8 protein-coding genes are annotated in these 22325 nt (G+C 65.7%); 1 reads left to right on the forward strand and 7 read right to left on the reverse strand.

What is annotated here, in order from left to right; genetic code table 11:
* Window positions 1–27: 27 nt before the first annotated feature.
* Window positions 28–867, forward strand: a complete 840-nt coding sequence (locus KVT32_RS05815) for a M48 family metallopeptidase (protein ID WP_152383942.1) — start codon at window positions 28–30, stop codon at window positions 865–867.
* A gap of 70 nt (window positions 868–937) precedes the next feature.
* Here KVT32_RS05815 and KVT32_RS05820 read toward each other — a convergent pair whose 3' ends face one another.
* The 7 genes from KVT32_RS05820 to KVT32_RS05855 all read right to left on the reverse strand — a co-directional run bounded on the left by KVT32_RS05820 (window position 938) and on the right by KVT32_RS05855 (window position 22324).
* Complete coding sequence (locus KVT32_RS05820) at window positions 938–2899, reverse strand: LapD/MoxY N-terminal periplasmic domain-containing protein (RefSeq protein ID WP_152383943.1); 1962 nt, start codon at window positions 2897–2899, stop codon at window positions 938–940.
* Window positions 2900–2916: 17 nt separating this feature from the next.
* The gene (locus tag KVT32_RS05825; RefSeq protein WP_217617817.1) at window positions 2917–3600 is read right to left on the reverse strand and encodes a transglutaminase-like cysteine peptidase; all 684 of its coding nucleotides are present in this window, start codon (window positions 3598–3600) and stop codon (window positions 2917–2919) included.
* Window positions 3601–3703: 103 nt separating this feature from the next.
* Entirely contained in the window at window positions 3704–17773 is a 14070-nt protein-coding gene (locus tag KVT32_RS32080) for a retention module-containing protein (protein ID WP_254636780.1), read from the reverse strand.
* A gap of 84 nt (window positions 17774–17857) precedes the next feature.
* Window positions 17858–18514, reverse strand: coding sequence for a response regulator transcription factor (locus tag KVT32_RS05840; protein ID WP_152383945.1), 657 nt, complete (start codon window positions 18512–18514; stop codon window positions 17858–17860).
* A 19-nt stretch (window positions 18515–18533) separates the two neighbouring features.
* Complete coding sequence (locus tag KVT32_RS05845) at window positions 18534–19955, reverse strand: HlyD family type I secretion periplasmic adaptor subunit (RefSeq protein ID WP_056318595.1); 1422 nt, start codon at window positions 19953–19955, stop codon at window positions 18534–18536.
* A gap of 7 nt (window positions 19956–19962) precedes the next feature.
* The gene (locus KVT32_RS05850; protein WP_056315798.1) at window positions 19963–22128 is read right to left on the reverse strand and encodes a type I secretion system permease/ATPase; all 2166 of its coding nucleotides are present in this window, start codon (window positions 22126–22128) and stop codon (window positions 19963–19965) included.
* Entirely contained in the window at window positions 22112–22324 is a 213-nt protein-coding gene (locus KVT32_RS05855; protein WP_217617818.1) for a hypothetical protein, read from the reverse strand. Before KVT32_RS05855 ends, KVT32_RS05850 begins: the two co-directional genes overlap by 17 nt.
* Window position 22325 lies beyond the last annotated feature (1 nt).

Consider the following 22325-nt stretch of genomic DNA (forward strand, 5'->3'; position numbering starts at 1 on the left):
GTTGTTGAAAATGGCTTGGAGGCCGACATGAAACAGAAGCGTCATTTTCTGCGCAATGCCGGAGCCGTGCTGTCGCTGGCCGCGCTGGCGGGCTGCACCGGCATGAACACCACGCAGTCGGGCGCCGTGGGCGTCAACCGCACCCAGTACATGTCCAGCATGGTGCCTTCGCAGGCGCTGGAACAGGAAGCAACCCAGCAATACGCCGAGATCCTGCAGCAGGCCAAGTCCAAGGGCTTGCTGGACAAGGACGCCAAGCAGGTGGCGCGGGTGCGCGGCATCTCGCAGCGTTTGATCGCGCAGGCGGGCGTGTTCCGTCCGGATGCCACAAGCTGGAAATGGGAAGTCCACGTGCTGTCCAGCGACGAGGTCAACGCCTGGTGCATGCCCGGCGGCAAGATCGCGGTCTATACCGGCCTGATCTCGAAGATCAACCCAACCGACGATGAGCTGGCTGCGGTATTGGGCCACGAGATCGCCCATGCGTTGCGTGAACACGCCCGCGAGCGCGTGTCCCAGCAGATGGCTACCAGCCTGGGCCTGCAGGTGTTGTCCATTGCCACCGGATCGTCGGCGGCGTCGGACCTGGGCGGCGAATTGACCAATGTGATGTTCACGTTGCCCAACAGCCGCACGCACGAGACCGAAGCGGACCGCATGGGTGTTGAACTGGCCGCCAGGGCAGGTTACGACCCGCGTGCGGCCGTGACGCTGTGGCAGAAGATGGGCGCCGCCAGCCAGGGCAGCGCACCGCCCGAGATCCTGTCCACCCACCCGTCGGCAGCCTCGCGCATCAGCGACCTGCAAACGGCGGCGCAGAAGGTGATGCCGCTTTACGAGCAGTCCAAGGGACAAGCCGCGCGCTGATCGCGCGGGGGGCGCGGCGCTCCGGTTGGGGCGCCCGCCGGCTTGCCGGGCTCAGCCCGGACCGTCCCGCTTACTCCACGCTCGCCGTCTTGACGCCCTGGCCTCGCATGATGTCGATGCCCAGCCCTTGCAGGATGCCTTGGGTTTCCGCGTCCGGCACGTCTTCCGCATAGACGGCAATCCCCAGCGACCGGGCCGTTTCCAGCACCGAGGCCGTGAGCTGCTGGCTGCCCGGGCTTTGCGACATGCCGCCCACGAAGCCCCCGCCCAGTTTCACGTAGGACAACGGCAGCGTGTGCAGTTGCGCCACCGCGCCGAACTGCTGCGCCAGCCGGCGCACGCCGATATGGGCGCCGAACTCCGCGGCGACGCGGGCAAACGCGGTGATCTGCTCGTGGCATTCCACCAGGCCGTGCGCGTCGATTTCCACGTACAGGCGGCGCGCAAGCGGCCGGTTTTCGGTCAGCAGCAACGCAAGCTGGCGCAGGAACTTCTGGCCGCGCAGCGACGGCAGCGACACGCGCACGGCAAGCTCGCCCGCGTGGCTGGCCAGCCATTCCAGGCCCAGCCGCACCGCTTCCAGATCGCACTCGGCCACCAGGTCCAGCCGCACCGCCGGCGGAATGAAAAGCGTGGCGGGAATCGGCTCCTGATCCGGGGCAGTGCGCAGCATCAGCATGGCTTCGGTGCGCACGACGCGTCCATTCAGCGCCAGCAGGGGTTCGGTCGACAGTTCGAAGTGACGGCCTTCCAACGCCGTCTGGATGGCGTCCTTCCAGGCGCGCTCGCCGGCTTCCGACGGCGAATGCGTGTCCGTGGCGCCCGCGATGACGACCTGGTCGTTGCCGGCGCTCTCCGCGCGCATCAGGCCGAAATCCAGGCGGGCAAGCACGGCGCCAGCCTGGCTGCCGTGTCCATAGTCCGTCATTGCCTGCGCCCAGCGGCAAAGATGACCTTCGCCGACTGGAATGCGCGAGGCATGCAGGTCGGCCCGGACCTGCTCGGCCACCATCATGGCCTGGGGCGCCGCGCAGCCCGGCAGCAGCAGCGCAAAGTCCGATCCATTCAGTCGCGCCAGCATGGGCGCGGCGACGTGCATGCGTTTGAGCGTGCCTTGAATGCGTTCGCAGGCAGTGCGCAGCCACTGATCGATGAATTCGCGCGGCATGTGGCGGTTCAGGTCGGCCAGGTCGCGCTGGCGGAACACCAGCACATGCCCGCCATCGACCCGCGACGTTCCCGCCGCAGGCCGGGTTTCCAACGCGCGGCGGAACTCATTGACGAAATACTTGCGGTTGGGTAATCCGGTTACGGGGTCCTGGTTCAGCTCCAGTTCCAGCGACTCGATCTTGGCGTTCTGTTCTTCGACGCTGGCGTGAATGCGCTCGCGCGTCTGGTTCAACGCCTGCACCACGCCGGACAGTTCCGGCACCCGCGCCTCGACCTGCTCGCCCGGCGCATCCCGGCCGATGCCGCGGACGTGGTCGCTGATTTCGCGCAGCAGACGGTTCTTGATCCACCCGACCAGAACGAAGGCGAAGATGGCCCACAGGATCCCCGCGCCGACCACCAGCGCAATCATCTTCAGGCTGCTGCGCCACAGGGCTTCCCAGGCGTAGGCATCGTTGGCGATCAGGGTGACTTCGCCAATCTGCCGCCAGCCGTCGCTGACCGCATGGCTGGCCGCCTGGCTATCCAGCGGCGCCAGCGCCTGGAACCACGCAGGCACCGACGCGGCAGTGGCGGTCGACCGACGTTCGATCAGCACCTTGCCGTCGGGATCGGTCAGGCGCACCAGCGAAAAGTGCCCGCCATCGTAAAGCGCGGACACCAGCAGTTCCTGCACGACCGGGTCGTTGTTCGCCGGCTGCGACAAGGACAGGGCCAGCGATACGGCCGCGTCGGTGCTTTGCACCTGAAGCTGGCCCGACAGGTACTCGCGCGCCGAGTTGACGCTGAGCGCCAGCGTTCCCAGCAAGATGACGCTGATGGCGAGGGTCACGCTGAGCAGTAGCTGTCGAAGTATGGACATAGTCTTGTTTCCGGACGTCAGGGGCGGATGCCTTCCCGTTCCATGCGTTGAAGGAGGTCGCGCCAGCGGCTGAGGCGGTCGACAGGCGCGGCCGCCTTGCCGTCCACGTAGACGCCGTCGGCGTTGAAACTGAACACCGGCGTCAGGTCGCGCCGCTGCGTGGCCGGCAGGATGGTTGAAATCAGGCTGTCCAGCACAAGCGGGACGGCATTCGGGGTTTCGTAATAGCCCAGCACCATGTGGGCCACCTGGGCGCTGCTGGCCGCGCCGCCGATGCGGGCGCGCACATAGATGAAGCGCAGCTTGTTGGCCGGCACCCCCATGGAGAGCAGGGTGAAATACTTGCCGATGACATAGTCTTCGCAATCGCCGGCGCCCCGGCCCAGCGACTCCAGCGGCGTGGCCCAGTAATCGGCCTGCTTCCAGATGATGGAATCCTCGCCGGAGAGCAGGGCGCGGTTCCAGAAGTCGTTGGCGACGGTGAGGCGGTCGCGATCCGATGCCGGAGCGGGGCTGCGCAGCAATTGCAGCCAGTTCGATACGGACTTTGCGCCCTTGGCGCCGTAGCGGCTGGCGGACAGGCTTTGCAGCCTGTCCGTGTTGATCTCCAGCGCCGAGCTGCCGCTCCACCCGCAAGCCAGGCATAGCAGCGCCACACGGCACAGAGTCAGCGCGCTACGAAAACGGCGGGTTGGGGGCATGAAACGGATTTTCACATTTTTTCGGGCATCTTGGACGTGCCCTTGAAAAAATGCGTCGGGCGGGAGGGTAAGGCCTGGGCCGGCCCTCCCGTCACGTCGATGATCAATGATGATCGACGTTCAGCTTCCCCTTCTGCAGCAGGTCGTTGATAATTGCCTGGTTGCTGACGGCCTGACCGTGGACGTCATGGGTGAGATCGACGCCCTCCAGCACGATCTTCTGATCGGCACCCTGGCCGATCTGGCCCTTGGTGTTGATCTCGAGAATCGTATTGTTGGCGTTGGCCGGATCCTGCTTGAAGTTGAGGTAGTTGGACAGATTGCCATCCTTCTCGCCCACGAGCAGGTCCTTCAGGTCCAGCACATCGCCGCCGTCTGCGGGTTTGGCCAGCGAGAAGTCCTTGATCCGGTCCACGGCCGGGTTGGACGTGGTGCCCTGATCGTTGAACTCCCAGCGGAACGTATCGGAACCGTCGCCACCGATCAGGGTGTCGTGGCCCTTGCCGCCGATCAGCACGTCGTTGCCCTTGCCGCCGTTCAGGGTGTCGTTGCCATCTCCCGCAAGCAGGATCTCGCTCTTGTCGGTGCCCAGCAGGCTGCTGCCCGCTTGATAGGCCACCGACACGTTGGCGCTATCGCTATGGCCGTCCGCCGTACTGATCGTGTACGAGGAATTGGCCACGGTGTCGGCAACGGCAGATGCGCGGGAATAGTCGACGGTCATCGTGAGAATGTAATTCTCCGGGCCGTCACCAAACCAACCCGAGCCGTTGTCGTCAAGATTGACAAGGTGGATTTCGTATTGGCCATCGGCCGTGGGGCTGATGCTGTCTCCGCTTTGCAGCGCTTTGTAGGGGCCCGACGTTCCGGCGAGGCGATACTCCATCCGAACCCAGTTCTCCTGCATGTCATGACTCAGCGTCAGGACTTCGCCAGCCTTCATGGCAAAGGTGATGGTGTCCTCATCGTTGCTGCGGCTAGCGCCCACGCTGGCGAGGTATCCATCTACCTTGATCTGAGCCCGATTCTGGCCGATCTGAGCCAGATCAGCGCGATCTACCGTCAGGAACTTGTTCGCATTGACGTTGCCGTTCGTTCCAGCGAACGGAAGCTCCTTGACCGACGAAGCAATGAAGTCGCCTCCCTTATCCTTCCAGCCCGTGTTCACCGTCAGCGGTCCGATCGTCAACGCGCCCGTGCCGCGCACGTCGTTGGCGAGCAGCGAGCCGGCCTGAACCGTCAATTGCGGGCTCAGGATGTTGGTGATCACCGTGTCGTTCACGGCATCCGGGTTTTGATAAACCGGCGCCGTCACCGTCAGCGTGAGGCTGGAGCTTGCCGTATCGCCGTCGCCATCCCTGACCGTGTACTGGACGGTGTCGGTGCCGGCGGCTTGCGGCTGGTAGCGATAATCGCCCAGGTTTTCACCCGCCAGATCGATCGTGAACTTGCCGTGCGACGTCGTCACCGTCAGTTCGGACTTGGCCGAATCGAAGGTGAAGGTCGCGCCGGAGCTGGCCGTGACCTTGTTGGTCGCAACGTCGTAGTTGAACGTCTTGCCGTCGATCACCAGTTGCGTGATGCGCGCACCGGCCAGGTCGGCGCCCAACGTGCCGCCCGCCGAGATGTCGCCGACGATCGGCGGTGCGATGGTGTCCGAAATCGCCGTATCCAGACCGTTCAGGTTCTTCACGATGATCGTGTTGCTGTCCTGCGGCTTGCTGGGGTTGTAGGACACCGGATCGATGTACGTGCCGGTGGCGTTGGTGCCAAGACCGATGCCGTAGGAATTGATCTGGTTATCCGTGAGGAACTTTTCCCACGTCGCCTGCTGAGTGGCGTAGACGGGACCGTTTTCAGGGTTTCCGTCGGTGAAGAAGTAGGAAATGTTCTGGACATTGGCGCCTTCCAGCTTGCCCGTGCCAGAGTTGTTCCACGCCGTCATGGCGGTGTTCAGCGCAGCTTCGTAGTTGGTGCCGCCACCGTAGCTCAAACCATCGACCAAAGTCTTGGCTGCGGCCAGCGACATCCAGCCGCCGCCCTTCTGACTCGCGGACGAGTTGAATTCCACAATCATGACGCGCACGTCGCCGGACTCGCCATACTGGTCGAGCAGCTTGGCGACCGAGGATTTCAGTACCTCCAGGCGCGACAGCTCACGCTTGTTGCTGTAGACACCGCTGCCGTAGTTCATGCTGCCGGACGTATCCAGCGTGAGCATGATGTTGGTGCCGCGTGACGCCAGCGCGGAGCTGTCGGCAATCGGGACCAGGTTGGGCGCCGTATCGGTCACCAGCACGCCCAGGTCGCCCGTCGCCTTGCCGCCGAACTTGTCTTCGACCGTGATCGCGAAGTGGTCCTGGACGTTGGTGTCGTCGCCGGTGTGTTGCTGCGCGCCGCTGGTCTGGTAGGTGTAGGTCACCTTGCCGGTTGCCGCGTCGTAGCCGGTGAGCGTCAGCGTGCCCTTGCTGGTGGTCAGCGTGAGCGGGTTGCTCGACAGGCCCGCCAGGCGGTCCAGAGTCAGCGTCGCGTCGGCGTTGCCAGTGCCGTCGATCGAGATCGACTTCAGTCCGGCTGCCGCGGTGATCACGAAGGAACCGCTGCCCGTGGCCTGTGCTTCGGACACGCTCAGGACGCCAGGGGCCCCGGCATTGTTGTCTTCGATCGTCAGGGTCGGGCCCGTGGGCTCAACACCGCCAACCTGGAACTGGCCGTTTGCGAAATCGCCATCCGCGTCAGTCACTTGGTACGTGAAGTCGATCAGCTTGTTGGCCGTGCCGTTCATGGGCTGGTACTGATAGAACTCCCACTTTCCGGTGGCCGGCGTCAGACGGATCTCGAACACCAGATTGCCCGACGCATCCAGACCCTGGATCAGGTTGCCGTTGGCAGCCACATTGGTCTTGATTGCGCCGCCATCACGCGTCGTCAGGCCGCTTTCCACGCCCGTCAGCTTCAGCGTGCCGGGGCCGTCAGCGCCGTAGGCAAATTGCAGGTTGCCGTCGGCGTAGGCGATGGCATGGACATCCTGGCTGCCCAGGAACGTCACGCCAGTCACGGTGAAGTCGCTGTTGTCGCTCGACGAATTCTTGTGGTTGTCCGTGGCAGACACGACGATCGTGTCGAAACCGCCTTCCTCGACCCGGAAGTTCGCCGCGTAGTCGCCGCCGCTCTTGTCCGAGGTGAAGGTGCGTTCGGCGATCAACACGCCATCGCGGTAGAAACGTGCGATGCCGCTTTCCACTTCGCCACCATACATGGCGGCGAAGTCGATGGTTGCGCCGTAGGCGATCTTTCCGCCGGTCAGACGGATCGTCAGTTCTTCCGACGCGCCCTGGCCGTTCAATTCGCGGTAGTCCACCTCGTTCGCGATGTTGTGATACGGGGAGCCCGAGCTCGCCACACCCAGCCCTGCGGTGCTCTGGTTGACCTTGGCGTCGATCAGCGTCAGGTCGTTATTCGACGTGAATCCCTTGGCCGAGACTTCCACGGCGCCGTTGCCAAACGTGAACTTCCACTGGCTATCGCTGCTGGAAGAGCCGGCAAAGGAGACCTTGCCGGTATAGACATCAGGAATGCCGGCGGACTCGACGTTGACGGGCGCGTTCTGCTGCACGACAGGCGAATCGTCTTCGATCGTGACGTTCAGCGTGGTGGTGACGGGCGCATTGACGCCGTCCGCGACCTTGACGGTCACGGACAGGCCGACCGTGTCTTCACGCGTCGTGTCCGGATGATCCACCGGCGCCAGCATCTGCACCGTGTAGGCGCCGGCATTGTCGATCTTGATGATGATGGCGTCGGTGGTGCCGGCGCGGCCGGTCAGCGTATGGCCATTGTCGGACAGCGTCCAGTTGATTGGCACGCCGTCGGAGCTGAGGCTGCCATTGGCCGGCGCCACCAGCGTGATCGTGTAGGCGGCTCCGCTATTGTCGTCGGTGATGTTCAACTGGCCATTGGCCTTCGCCGAATCGGTGGTGTCGGACGTGCCATTGCCGTCCTTGATGCCACCGCTCAGGCCTTCCTCGGACACAGCGACGGATGCGTTGCCCACGACAGGCGGCTTGTTGATGTCCACGATGGCCGCATTGCCGCTGTCCGAGATGCCTGCCGGAAGGGCGGTACCGCTAGCGGTCTGACCGGAGAGCGTGGCGTTGAGCACCATGCTTTCGGTGCCTTCGTAGATGCCGTCGGCAGTCGTGGGCACTTGGACGACGATGCCGCCGGTGGTGCCGGACGGAACCTTGACGCTGTACGAGCCGTCTGCGTTGGCCGTCACCGCCACGGACGTTCCGCCGATCGTCACAACGGGCTTGCCGTAGTCGGCGCCGGTAACCTGGCCGCCCAGCGTGAAGGTCAGCGTCGTTTCGGCATCGACCGGCTTGCTCAGGGTCACGTTGAAGCTCGCCGTGTTCCCTTCGGTCACGTTGCCCGCGTCGGAGACATTGAGCGACGGCACATCGGCGCCCGGACCACGGCTGTCCACGATGGCGGCGTTGCCGGTATCGGTGATGTTGCCAGGCAGGGCGACGCCGCTGGCGGTGTTGCCCGAGAGCGTGGCTTCCAGGGTCAGCTGTTCACGGCCTTCGAACACCGAATCATCGGTGGTCGGGACGGTGACAACGATGCCGCCAGTCGTGCCGGCCGGCACGGTGATGCTGTAGGAGCCATCGGCGTTGGCCGTGACGGTGGCGGGTTTGCCGCCGATCATGACCGTGGGCGTGCCCACGTCGCCGGCTTCGATCTGGCCGCCGAGCTTGAACGTCAGGGTGGTGTTGGCGTCAACGGCCTTGTTCAGCGCGACGTTGAAGACGGCATTGCTGCCTTCGTTGACGTCGCCCGCGTCAGAGACGGTCAGGGTCGGCACGTCGGCGCCCGGACCACGATCGTCCACGATGGCGGCGTTGCCGGAATCGGTGATGTTGCCCGGCAGGGCGACGCCGCTGGCCGAGCTGCCGGTCAGCGTGGCGTCGAGCGTCAGTTGTTCGCGGCCTTCGAAGACGGAGTCGTCGGTGGTCGGGACGGTGACGACGATGCCTCCAGTCGTGCCGGCCGGCACGGTGATGCTGTAGGAGCCATCGGCGTTGGCCGTGACCGTGGCGGGCTTGCCGCCGATCATGACCGTGGGGGTGCCCACGTCGCCGGCTTCAATTTGACCACCCAGCGTGAACGTCAGCGTGGTGTCGGCATCGACAGCCTTGGTCAGCGCGACATTGAAGACGGCGTTGCTGCCTTCGTTGACGTCGCCGGCATCCGAGACGGTCAGGGCCGGCACGTCGGCGCCCGGGTTGGGATTGGACGGGTCGGTGCTTTCGGTATCGACAATCGTGGCGCTGCCGGAATCCGTGATGTTGCCAGGCAGCGCGACGCCGCTGGCGGTATTGCCCGAGAGGGTGGCGTCCAGGGTCAGCTGTTCGCGGCCTTCGAAGACGGCGTCATCGGTGGTCGGGACGGTAACGACGATGCCGCCAGTCGTGCCAGCCGGAACCGTGACGCTGTACGTGCCGTCCGGATTGGCGGTGACGGTGGCGGGCTTGCCGCCGATCATGACCGTGGGCGTGCCCACGTCGCCGGCTTCAATCTGGCCACCCAGGGTGAACGTCAGCGTGGTGTCGGCATCAACAGCCTTGGTCAGCGCGACATTGAAGACGGCGTTGCTACCTTCGTTTACGTCGCCCGCATCCGAGACGGTCAGGGCCGGCACGTCGGCGCCCGGGTTCGGGTTCGACGGATCGGTGCTTTCCGTATCGACAATCGTGGCGCTGCCGGAATCGGTAATGTTGCCAGGCAGCGCGACGCCGCTGGCGGTATTGCCCGAGAGCGTGGCGTCCAGCGTCAGCTGTTCGCGGCCTTCGAAGACGGAGTCATCGGTGGTCGGGACGGTAACAACGATGCCGCCCGTGGTGCCAGCCGGCACGGTGATGCTGTACGAGCCATCGGCGTTGGCCGTGACGGTGGCAGGCTTGCCGCCGATCATGACCGTGGGCGTGCCCACGTCGCCGGCTTCAATCTGGCCGCCGAGCTTGAACGTCAGGGTGGTGTCGGCATCAACAGCCTTGGTGAGCGCGACGTTAAAGACAGCGTTGCTGCCTTCGTTGACGTCGCCGGCATCCGAGACGGTCAGGGCGGGCACGTCAGCGCCCGGGTTCGGGTTCGACGGGTCGGTGCTTTCCGTATCGACAATCGTGGCGCTGCCGGAATCGGTAATGTTGCCAGGCAGCGCGACGCCGCTGGCGGTATTGCCCGAGAGGGTGGCGTCCAGGGTCAGCTGTTCGCGGCCTTCGAAGACGGCGTCATCGGTGGTCGGGACGGTGACAACGATGCCGCCAGTCGTGCCGGCAGGCACGGTGATGCTGTACGAGCCATCGGCGTTGGCTGTGACGGTGGCAGGCTTGCCGCCAATCATGACCGTGGGCGCGCCCACGTCGCCAGCTTCAATCTGGCCGCCCAGCGTGAACGTCAGGGTCGTGTCGGCATCGACAGCCTTGGTCAGCGCGACGTTGAAGACGGCGTTGCTGCCTTCATTCACATCGCCGGCATCCGAGACGATCAGGGCCGGCACGTCAGCGCCCGGGTTCGGGTTCGACGGGTCGGTGCTTTCCGTATCGACAATCGTGGCGCTGCCGGAATCGGTGATGTTGCCCGGCAGGGCGACGCCGCTGGCCGAGCTGCCGGTCAGCGTGGCGTCGAGCGTCAGTTGTTCGCGGCCTTCGAACACCGAATCATCGGTGGTCGGGACGGTGACGACGATGCCGCCGGTCGTGCCAGCAGGAACCGTGACGCTGTACGTGCCGTCAGGATTGGCAGTGACGGTGGCCGGCTTGCCGCCAATCATGACCGTGGGGGCACCCACGTCGCCGGCTTCGATCTGGCCGCCGAGCGTAAACGTCAGCGTGGTGTCGGCATCGACAGCCTTGGTCAGCGCAACATTGAAGACGGCGTTGCTGCCTTCGTTGACGTCGCCCGCGTCGGAGACGGTCAGAGCCGGCACGTCGGCGCCCGGGTTCGGGTTCGACGGGTCAGTGCTTTCCGTATCGACAATCGTCGCGCTACCGGAATCAGTGATGGTGCCCGGCAGGGCGATGCCGCTGGCCGAGCTGCCGGTCAGCGTGGCGTCCAGCGTCAGCTGTTCGCGGCCTTCAAACACGGAGTCATCGGTGGTCGGGACCGTGACAACGATGCCGCCGGTCGTGCCGGCAGGCACGGTGATGCTGTAGGAGCCATCGGCGTTGGCCGTAACGGTGGCCGGCTTGCCGCCAATCATCACGGTGGGCGTGCCCACGTCGCCGGCTTCAATTTGACCGCCCAGCGTGAACGTCAGGGTCGTGTCGGCGTCGACAGCCTTGGTCAGCGCGACATTGAAGACAGCGTTGCTGCCTTCGTTGACGTCGCCGGCATCCGAGACGGTCAGCGCCGGCACGTCGGCACCCGGGTTCGGGTTGGACGGGTCGGTGCTTTCGGTATCGACAATCGTGGCGCTGCCGGAATCGGTGATGTTGCCAGGCAGCGCGATGCCGCTGGCGGTATTGCCCGAGAGCGTGGCGTCCAGGGTCAGCTGTTCGCGGCCTTCGAAGACAGAGTCGTCGGTGGTCGGGACGGTGACAACGATGCCGCCCGTGGTGCCAGCCGGCACGGTGATGCTGTACGAGCCATCGGCGTTGGCCGTGACGGTGGCAGGCTTGCCGCCGATCATGACCGTGGGGGTGCCCACGTCGCCAGCTTCAATTTGACCGCCCAACGTGAACGTCAGGGTCGTGTCGGCATCGACAGCCTTGGTCAGCGCGACGTTGAAGACGGCGTTGCTGCCTTCGTTGACGTCGCCCGCATCCGAGACGGTCAGGGCCGGCACGTCGGCGCCCGGGTTCGGGTTGGTCGGATCGGTGCTTTCGGTATCGACAATCGTGGCGCTACCGGAATCAGTGATGGTGCCCGGCAGCGCGATGCCGCTGGCCGAGCTGCCGGTCAGCGTGGCGTCCAGCGTCAGCTGCTCGCGGCCTTCGAAGACGGAGTCATCGGTGGTCGGGACGGTGACCACGATGCCGCCGGTCGTACCGGCAGGCACGGTGATGCTGTAGGAGCCATCGGCGTTGGCCGTAACGGTGGCAGGCTTGCCGCCGATCATGACCGTGGGCGTGCCCACGTCGCCGGCTTCGATCTGGCCACCGAGCGTGAACGTCAGGGTGGTGTCGGCGTCGACCGGCTTGGACAGGGCGACGTTGAAAACAGCATCGTTGCCTTCGTTGACGTCGCCTGCATCCGAGACGGACAGGGTCGGCACGTCGGCGCCCGAACCGTGGTCGTCAACGATGACGGCGCTACCGGAATCGGTGATGGTGCCCGGCAGGGCGATGCCGCTGGCCGAGCGGCCAGTCAGCGTGGCGTCCAGCGTCAGCTGTTCGCGGCCTTCGAAGACGGAGTCATCGGTGGTCGGGACGGTGACCACGATGCCGCCGGTGGTGCCAGCAGGCACGGTGATGCTGTAAGAGCCATCGGCGTTGGCCGTAACGGTGGCAGGCTTGCCGCCGATCATGACCGTGGGCGTGCCCACGTCGCCGGCTTCGATCTGGCCACCGAGCGTGAACGTCAGGGTGGTGTCGGCGTCGACCGGCTTGGACAGGGCGACGTTGAAAACAGCATCGTTGCCTTCGTTGACGTCGCCTGCATCCGAGACGGACAGGGTCGGCACGTCGGCGCCCGAACCGTGGTCGTCAACGATGACGGCGCTGCCCGAGTCGGTGATGGTGCCCGGCAGGGCGATGCCGCTGGCAGAGCTGCCAGTCAGCGTGGCGTCCAGCGTCAGCTGTTCGCGGCCTTCGAAGACGGCGTCATCGGTGGTCGGGACCGTGACCACGATGCCGCCGGTCGTGCCGGCAGGCACGGTGATGCTGTACGAGCCATCGGCGTTGGCCGTGACGGTGGCAGGCTTGCCGCCGATCATGACCGTGGGCGTACCCACGTCGCCAGCTTCAATCTGGCCACCCAGGGTGAACGTCAGGGTGGTGTCGGCATCAACCGGCTTGGACAAGGCGACGTTGAAGACAGCGTCGTTGCCTTCGTTGACGTCGCCGGCGTCCGAGACGGACAGGGTCGGCACATCCGCACCCGAACCATGGTCGTCAACAATGACGGCGTTGCCCGAGTCGGTGATGGTGCCCGGCAGGGCGATGCCGCTGGCCGAGCTGCCAGTCAGCGTGGCGTCGAGCGTCAGCTGTTCGCGGCCTTCAAACACCGAGTCGTCGGTGGTCGGGACCGTGACAACGATGCCGCCGGTCGTGCCAGCCGGCACGGTGATGCTGTAGGAGCCATCGGCATTGGCCGTGACTGTGGCAGGTTTGCCGCCGATCATGACGGTGGGGGCGCCCACGTCGCCGGCTTCGATCTGGCCACCGAGCGTGAACGTCAGGGTGGTGTCGGCGTCGACCGGCTTGGACAGCGCGACATTGAAGACAGCATCGTTGCCTTCATTCACATCGCCGGCGTCCGAGACGGACAGGGTCGGCACGTCCGCACCCGAACCATGGTCGTCAACGATGACGGCGTTGCCCGAGTCGGTGATGGTGCCCGGCAGGGCGATGCCGCTGGCCGAGCTGCCGGTCAGCGTGGCGTCCAGCGTCAGCTGCTCGCGGCCTTCAAACACCGAGTCGTCGGTGGTCGGGACCGTGACAACGATGCCGCCAGTGGTGCCAGCCGGCACCGTGATGCTGTAAGAGCCATCGGCATTCGCAGTCACGACGGCAGGCTTGCCGCCGATCATGACGGTGGGGGTGCCCACGTCGCCGGTTTGGATCTGGCCGCCCAGGGTGAACGTCAGCGTGGTGTCGGCGTCGACAGGCTTGGAAAGCGCGACGTTGAAGACGGCGTCGTTGCCTTCGTCGACGTCGCCGGCGTCCGAGACGCTCAGCGAGGGCACATCCGCGCCGGAGCCATGGTCGTCAACGATGACGGCGCTGCCGGAGTCGCTGATGTTGCCAGGCAGCGCGACGCCGCTGGCGGTATTACCCGAGAGCGTCGCTTCGAGCGTCAGTTGCTCGCGGCCTTCAAACACCGAATCGTCAGTGGTCGGAACGGTAACGACGATGCCGCCCGTCGTACCCGCAGGAACCGTGACGCTGTACGTACCGTCCGGATTGGCCGTGACGGTGGCGGGCTTGCCGCCAATCATGACGGTGGGGGTGCCCACGTCACCATTTTCAATCTGGCCACCCAGCGTGAACGTCAGGGTGGTGTCGGCGTCGACGGCCTTGGTCAGCGCGACATTGAAGACGGCGTCGTTGCCTTCGTTGACATCGCCCGCGTCCGAGACGGAAATGGCCGGCACGTCAGCGCCCGGGTTCGGGTTCGACGGATCGGTGCTTTCGGTATCGACAATCGTGGCGCTACCGGAATCGGTAATGTTGCCAGGCAGCGCGACGCCGCTGGCGGTATTGCCGGAGAGGGTGGCGTCCAGCGTCAGCTGTTCGCGGCCTTCGAAGACGGCGTCATCGGTGGTCGGGACGGTAACGACGATGCCGCCAGTCGTGCCAGCCGGCACGGTGATGCTGTAGGAGCCATCGGCGTTGGCCGTGACGGTGGCAGGCTTGCCGCCGATCATGACAGTGGGGATGCCCACGTCGCCGGCTTCGATCTGGCCGCCGAGCGTGAACGTCAGCGTGGTGTCGGCGTCAACAGCCTTGGTCAGCGCAACATTGAAGACGGCATCGCTGCCTTCATTGACATCGCCCGCGTCTGCGACGGTGAGGGCCGGCACGTCGGCGCCCGGGTTCGGGTTCGACGGGTCGGTGCTTTCCGTATCGACAATCGTGGCGCTGCCGGAATCAGTGATATTGCCCGGCAGGGCGATGCCGCTGGCCGAGTTGCCGGTCAGCGTGGCGTCCAGCGTCAACTGCTCACGGCCTTCGAACACCGAGTCGTCGGTGGTCGGAACGGTGACGACGATGCCGCCGGTCGTGCCGGCAGGCACCGTAACGCTATACGTGCCGTCAGGATTGGCCGTGACGGTGGCGGGCTTGCCGCCAATCATCACGGTGGGGGTACCCACGTCGCCGGCTTCGATCTGGCCGCCCAGCGTGAACGTCAAGGTCGTGTCGGCATCGACAGCCTTGGTCAGCGCGACATTGAAGACGGCGTCGCTGCCTTCATTGACATCGCCCGCGTCGGAGACGGTCAGGGCAGGTACGTCAGCGCCCGGGTTCGGGTTCGACGGATCGGTGCTTTCGGTATCGACAATCGTGGCGCTACCGGAATCGGTGATATTGCCCGGCAGGGCGATGCCGCTGGCCGAGTTGCCGGTCAGCGTGGCGTCCAGCGTCAACTGCTCACGGCCTTCAAACACCGAGTCGTCAGTGGTCGGAACGGTGACAACGATGCCGCCAGTCGTGCCAGCCGGCACGGTGATGCTGTAGGAGCCATCGGCGTTGGCCGTGACGGTGGCAGGCTTGCCACCGATCATGACGGTGGGCGTGCCCACGTCGCCAGCTTCAATCTGGCCGCCCAGCGTGAACGTCAGGGTCGTGTCGGCATCGACCGCCTTGGTCAGCGCGACATTGAAGACGGCGTCGCTGCCTTCATTGACATCGCCCGCGTCCGAAACGGTCAGGGCCGGCACGTCGGCGCCCGGGTTGGGGTTGGACGGGTCGGTGCTTTCGGTATCGACAATCGTGGCGCTACCGGAATCGGTGATGTTGCCCGGCAAGGCGACGCCGCTGGCGGTATTGCCCGAGAGCGTGGCGTCCAGCGTCAGCTGTTCGCGGCCTTCGAAGACGGAGTCATCGGTGGTCGGGACCGTGACGACGATGCCGCCAGTCGTGCCGGCGGGAACCGTGACGCTGTACGTGCCGTCCGGATTGGCGGTGACGGTGGCAGGCTTGCCGCCGATCACGACCGTGGTGGCACCCACGTCGCCGGCTTCAATCTGGCCGCCGAGCGTGAAGGTGAGGGTGGTGTCGGCATCAACCGGCTTGGACAGTGCGACATTGAAGACCGCGTCGCTGCCTTCATTGACATCGCCCGCGTCCGAGACGGTCAGGGCCGGCACGTCAGCGCCCGGGTTCGGGTTGGTCGGGTCGGTGCTTTCCGTATCGACAATCGTGGCGCTACCGGAATCCGTAATGTTGCCAGGCAGGGCGACGCCGCTGGCCGTGCTGCCGCTCAGCGTGGCGTCCAGCGTCAGTTGTTCACGGCCTTCAAACACCGAGTCGTCGGCGGTGGGCACGGTGACAACGATGCCGCCGGTCGTGCCGGCAGGCACGGTGATGCTGTAGGAGCCGTCGGCATTGGCCGTGACGGTGGCGGGCTGGCCGCCAATCATCACGGTGGGGGTGCCGATGTCCCCGGCTTCGATTTGACCGCCCAGCGTGAACGTCAACGTGGTGTCGGCATCGACGGCCTTGGTCAGCGCGACATTGAAGACGGCGTTGCTGCCTTCGTTGACGTCGCCTGCGTCGGACACGTTGATGGCCGGCACATCGGCGCCGGTGCCGCGGTCGTCCACGATGACGGCGCTGCCGGAGTCGGTGATGTTGCCAGGCAGGGCGATGCCGCTGGCCGAGCTGCCGGTCAGCGTGGCGTCCAGCGTCAGCTGTTCACGGCCTTCGAACACGGCGTCGTCGGTGGTGGGGACCGTGACGACGATGCCGCCGGTCGTGCCGGCCGGCACCGTGACGCTGTAGGAGCCATCGGCGTTGGCCGTGACGGTGGCGGGCCTGCCGCCGATCATGACGGTGGGGGTGCCCACATCGCCCGCTTCAATTTGGCCGCCCAGCGTGAACGTCAGGGTGGTGTCGGCGTCGACAGCCTTGGTCAGGGCAACGTTGAAGACGGCATCGCTGCCTTCGTTGACATCGCCCGCGTCCGAGACGGACAGGGCCGGCACGTCGGCGCCCGGGTTCGGGTTGGTCGGGTCGGTGCTGTCGGTATCGACGATCGTCGCGTTGCCGGTGTCGGAGATGCCGGCGGGCAGTTGGGCGCCGTTGGCGGCCTGGCCGCTGAGCGTGGCCTCCAGCGTCAGGGTCTCGCTGCCCTCGAAAGTGTTGTCGTCGGTCGTGGGCAACGTCACCACGATGCCGTTCGTGACGCCGGCGGGCAGCTGGAAGCTGTACGTGCCGTCTGCATTGGCAGTCACGGCCACGGCCACGCCGCCGATGGTGACGACCGGCACGCCGACGTCCTGGGGTTCGACCTGGCCACCAACCTTGAGCGTGATGGTCGTTTCACGGTCCAGATCGATCGTGTTGCCCAGACTGATGTTGAACGTGGCGCTGCCGCCTTCGTTGATGGTGCCCGCGTCCGAAACGGCGATCGTGGGCACGTCGAGCACGCCAACGATCGTGACGGCGACCGTTGCGGTCGAGGTGGCGCCCGACGGATCGGTGATCGTGTAGGAAATGGTGGAGCTCGCGGTCTCGCCTTCTCCCAGCGCCTGGTAATCGCCATTGGGGTTGAAGACGTACGAACCGTCAGGGAACACCGTGAACGATCCGCCGTTCGAGCCGGGCACGGTCAGGCCGGCGCTGGTCATGGGGCGGCCGTTGACGGAAACCAGCGTCAATGCGTCGCCATCGGCGTCAGCGTCGTTGGCGAGCAGATTTCCGCTGATCGAATTGTCCTGACGGGTGGTGACGCCGTCGTTCTGCGCGACCGGGGGAGTGTTGCCGGGGACAGCCGCTGCAGCGTCGCCGCCGTCGGCGGTCAGCGCCGCGCCGGAAACCCGCGGCAGCGTGTCGTCGCCGCGCGCCGGATTCGGGTAGGCAAGATCCAGCGGGCTGGTGGTTTCGAGGATGCGGGCCAGGCGGACGAAGCTGCTGCCGCCGGCTTCACCGCCGCCAGCCACGACGGCGGCGGTCGGATCGAGTTCGTCGAACGGGTCGCGGCCGGCTTGCAGGGCGGCCAGCAGGCGGTCCGAATCGGTGCCAGAAGGCGGCGCAACCGCGGCTTCGGTCGGATCGGCCAGCGGGCCGGTCATGTCGCCGTTGACCGCGACTTCGCGGCCTTCGCCGATCACGATCGGCATGCCGTTTTCAACCTGAAGCGAAACCGTGGCGCCCGAGGCAGTGACGATGTCGCTGCCGGCGGGGACTTTGCTGCCTTGATGCAGTTCGGTCAAGGAACCGTCGCTATTGCGTATCCACGCGCGACCGGAGATTTCGTTGACGACTGCGGGAGAGGAGTTGGCCATGTTGGTTCCGTTTCAGGGAGTTATCCAAGATGGCCAGATACTACGGGTCGCCGCTGGCGGCGGGTATTGTCCTTGAGGACAGGTTTACGCGGTGATTTTGCTGCGCGCGTCGGCGGGTGCGGAAATGCCGTGGACCAGCAGGGCGAGCTGGAGGCGATCGGTGACGCCCAGCTTGTCGAAAACGGCCGACAGGTGCGCCTTGACCGTGCGTTCGGTGATGCCCAGCGCTTCGGCGATCTGGGCGTTGGACTGGCCGCTGGCGGCGTAGCGCGCGACGGTGATTTCGCGCTCGGTGAGACGGCCGCCGTCCCACGCGTGCGCGTCCTGCGCACGCTCGGTGACGAGCTTGAGCAGGCGCGACACCAGCGAGCGCCCCATCCAGATGCCGCCGGAGGCGACGACTTCGAGGGCCTGGGCCATCGCGGCGGGCGGCGCATAGCTGTGGCAGTAACCGTGCGCGCCGGCGCCCAGCGCCTGCGTGCCTTGTTCATCGTTGGGGCTGGCGCTGGCGACCACGACGTGCAGGCCGGCCAGCGACGGGGTCCAGAATGGATCGTGCCAGGCGGGCAGCTTGGGCACGTCGGCGTCCAGCACCGCCAGCGTGCGGCCTTGTTCTCGCCAGCGTTGCAGATCCGCCAGGCCTCGCCCGCGGGCAGCCATCCAGCGCGCCGGGTCAAGCGCGCGCCAGTGCTGCCAAAGCAGGTCGTCGTGCGTAATCAACAGGACGGGAATGGGTTTCATAAGGCCTTGAAGCTCTCCATTAACGTTCGGTGAAGGCGTTGGCCTTCGCCCGCAGAATGGGCTTGAGCAGGTACTGGAGCACCGTGCGCTTGCCTGTCAGGATATGAACCTCTGCCACCATCCCGGGGATGATGGGCAACAGCTTGTCGCCTACCGTGCTGCGGTCCGTGCGCACGCGCACGACGTAGTAGGAGTTGCCTTTCTCGTCGGTCACGGTGTCCGCGCCGATCTGTTCCACGCGGCCTTCCAGGCCCCCGTAGATCGCGAAGTCGTAGGCCGTGAACTTGACCTCGGCCTTCTGGTCCGCGTGCAGGAAACCGATGTCGCGCGGCTGGATGCGCACTTCGAGCAGCAGCGTGTCGTCCTTGGGGACGATTTCGATGATGTCCTTGCCCGGCTGCACCACGCCGCCGACCGTGTTGTTGAACAGGGTCTTGACGGTGCCGCGCACCGGGGCGCGCACTTCGGCCAGCTTGACCCGGTCGACCAGCGCCGCCTTGCCTTCGCGCAGGGTCGCCAGCTTGGTGTTGGTTTCCGAGAGCTCGCTGCGGGCCTGGTTGCGGATGTTCAGCTCGGCTTCCTGGATCTTGCTTTCGGCTTCCTTGATGGACGCCTGGAAGCGGTCGATCTGCGCCTCGGCGCCTTTCTGCTCGCCGCAATAGCGGGCGACGTCTCGCTGCAGGCGCAGCAGATCGACCTCGGACACGGCGCCGCTCTTGAGGAGCGGCCGGGTCACCTGCAGCTCGCGCGAGGTCAGGCCGCAGCTGGCCGAGGCCTGGTCGCGCTTGGCGATGGTTTCGCGCAGGTCTTCCTGGCGCTGCTTGAGTTGTTCCCGGGCCACGTTGACCGTGGCGTTCAGCTCGGTGTTGCGCGCCTGCCAGGCGTTGCGTTCCATTTCGCCCAGGCCGGGCGCCTGTTTCAGCACTTCCTCGGGCGTGACGAAGGGTTCGCCCGTGGCCAGCGCCTTCAGACGGGCCGCCTTGGCCAGCAACGACAGGTACTCGGCGTTGTTCTCGCCCAGCGACGAGTTGAAACGGGTGGAGTCGATCTTGAGCAGGACCTCGCCGGCCTCGACTTCCTGGCCGGGGCGCACCAGGATCTCTTCGACGATGCCGCCGTCCAGGCTCTGGATGATCTGCACCTGGCGGGACGGGACGACCTTGCCTTCGCCGCGGACCACCTCATCGATGCTGCCAAAGCCTGCCCAGACCAGCAGGCCCATCGTGGCCAGCAGCGACGTCCACAGCAGGATGCGCGAGCCGCGGGCCTGCGACTCGTGGATGACCCACTCGGCATTGCCGATGTAGTCGGACCGCTGGGCGGGCTTGCCTTTCTCGGCGCCGTCCAGCAGGCGGTCGAAGAAGAACACGAAGACGTTGCGCGGCGCGCGCAGCAGGTTGCCAAAGAAACCGTGCTTGGGGGCTCCAGGATTGTTCAGCATGGTCTTCTCAGCTTCCGCGTCCAACGCGTCCTTGACGCAGGGCTTCGACAACCTGTTCCTTCGGGCCGTCGGCCACGATATGGCCGTTGTCGATCACGATGAGCCGGTCGACCAGCTCCAGGAGCGCGGTGCGGTGCGTCACCAGCAGGACCGTCTTGGTTGCGCTGGCTTCGCCCAGGCGCTTGCGCAGCTGGGCCTCGCTCTGGTGGTCCATGTTGCTGCTGGGTTCGTCCAGCAGCAGGATGGGCGGATCGTTGATCAGCGCGCGCGCCACGGCCACCGATTGGCGCTGGCCGCCGGAAAGCGATTCGCCGCGCTCGCCGATGATCATGTCAAAACCGTTGGGATGCAGGTTGGCGAATTCGGTCACGCCGGCCGTGTTGGCGGCCGCCAGGATGCTGGCGTCGTCGGCGTAGGGCGCGCCCATCGCCAGGTTGTGCTTCAGGCTGCCGTAAAAGAGCAGGGGATCCTGCGGGACGTGGCCGATGGCCCGGCGCACGTCGGCCGGGTCGATCTGGCGGACGTCCACGCCATCGAGCAACACGGCGCCTTCGGTGGGCTGGTACAGGGCCAGCGCCAGTTTCTCCAGCGTCGTCTTGCCCGAGCCGATGCGGCCGATGATGCCGACCTTCTCGCCGGGCTTGAGCTTGAACGACACCTTCTTGAGCACCGGCTGCGTGCTGCCGGGATACGTGAAGGTCACGTCGCGGAACTCCAGGCCGCCGTGGAACACGGGGCGATGCAGGAATTCGGCCTCGGCCGGACGCTCGATCGCCATCTTCATGTAGTTGTCGATGGAGCCCAGCGAGGTGCGGGCATTCTGGTATTGCATCAGCAGGCCGGCGACCTGGCCCAGCGGCGCCAGGCAGCGGCCGGCGATCATGGACGCGGCAATGATGCCGCCCATCGACAGCGCGGATTCCTGCGCCAGGTATACGCCGATGATCACGACGGCGATCGAGACGAGCTGCTGGACGGCTTGCACGAAGCCGACCGTCGACGAGGAAATCAGCTTGAGCTTGCCGCCCGTCTGGGCGATGAACTCCGTGGCGCGTTCCCAGTTGCGCTGGATCGAGCCCTGGGCATTCAGCGTCTTGACGGCTTCCAGGCCGGTCAGCGCTTCGACAAGCGTGGCGTTGCGCTGCGACGAGGCCTGGAACGAGGCCATCGTCAGCGCTTCCATGCGCGCCTGCGCCGCCAGCGACACCAGCAGGATCAGCACGATGGCGACCAGCGGCGGCAGGATCATCCACGGCGAAATCCAGGCCAGGGCGCCCAGGAACAGCAGGATGAAGGGCAGGTCGACCAGCGTGGTGATGGTGGCCGAGGCGATGAAGTCGCGGATGGATTCGAACGAGCGCAGGTTGGCCGCGAACGAACCGACGGACACCGGGCGGCCTTCCAGGCGCAGGTCCAGCACGCGCTCCATGATCTGCGAGGACAGGCGCACGTCGACCCGCTTGCTGGCGCTGTCCACGACATGCGAGCGCGCGGTGCTCAGGATCATATTGAAGATCACCACCAGCGTGATGCCGATGGCCAACACCCATAGCGTTTCGACGGCGTTGTTCGGCACCACGCGGTCGTATACGTTCATGGTGAACAGCGGCATCGCCATCGCGAACACGTTGATCAGCAGCGCCGCGACCAGGGCGTCGCGGTACAGCCGGCGGTTCTCCATGATGGCGGCCCAGAACCAGTGGCGCTCGCGCACCTTGGCCACTTCCGGGGACCGGGCGTCAAACCGGAATTGCGGACGGACAAAGCAGACCAGCCCGCTGTACTGCTCGGCCAGTTCGGCCGGATCCATGTCGATGGAGCTGCCGCCCAGTTCGGGGTGGCTGACCACGAACTTGCCGCCGTCCTTTTTCAGCAGCAGGCAGGCGCGTTCGCCCTTGAGCAGCAGGATGGCGGGCAGCAGGTCCGGCGAGATGTGATCCAGCGAGCGCTTGACCACGCGCGCGGAAAGCTGCGCCCGCGCGGCCGCCCGAGGCAGCAGGGCGGGCGTGAGGCGGTGTTCTTCCAGGGGCAGGCCCGCAGACAGGGCTTGCGCGGTCGCCGCGACGCCGTGCAGGCGGGTGATTTCCACCAGGCAATCGAGCAGCGGGTCGTCGTGCGCGGAGCGGGCGTCCGCGCGCCATTCCCGGGCAGCCAGATCAGATAACTTGTCCATTTTCGTCATCCAACAGGTCAAGGTGTTCCGAGAGGCGCGCACGCTGCTGCTTGCGCTGGGTGAGCTTTTGCTGGGCCTGGATAGGCAGGTCCGTCATACGCAAGGTGCCGTTGGCGATCAACGCGTCGATCAAGTCTTCCAGGACGCGGACAAAGTCCGCGTCCAACTGCGAGAAATCACTGCCCTTGTTGGCCATT

It is taken from the genome of Achromobacter sp. GbtcB20 (assembly GCF_019091095.1).
Taxonomy (GTDB): domain Bacteria; phylum Pseudomonadota; class Gammaproteobacteria; order Burkholderiales; family Burkholderiaceae_B; genus Achromobacter; species Achromobacter mucicolens.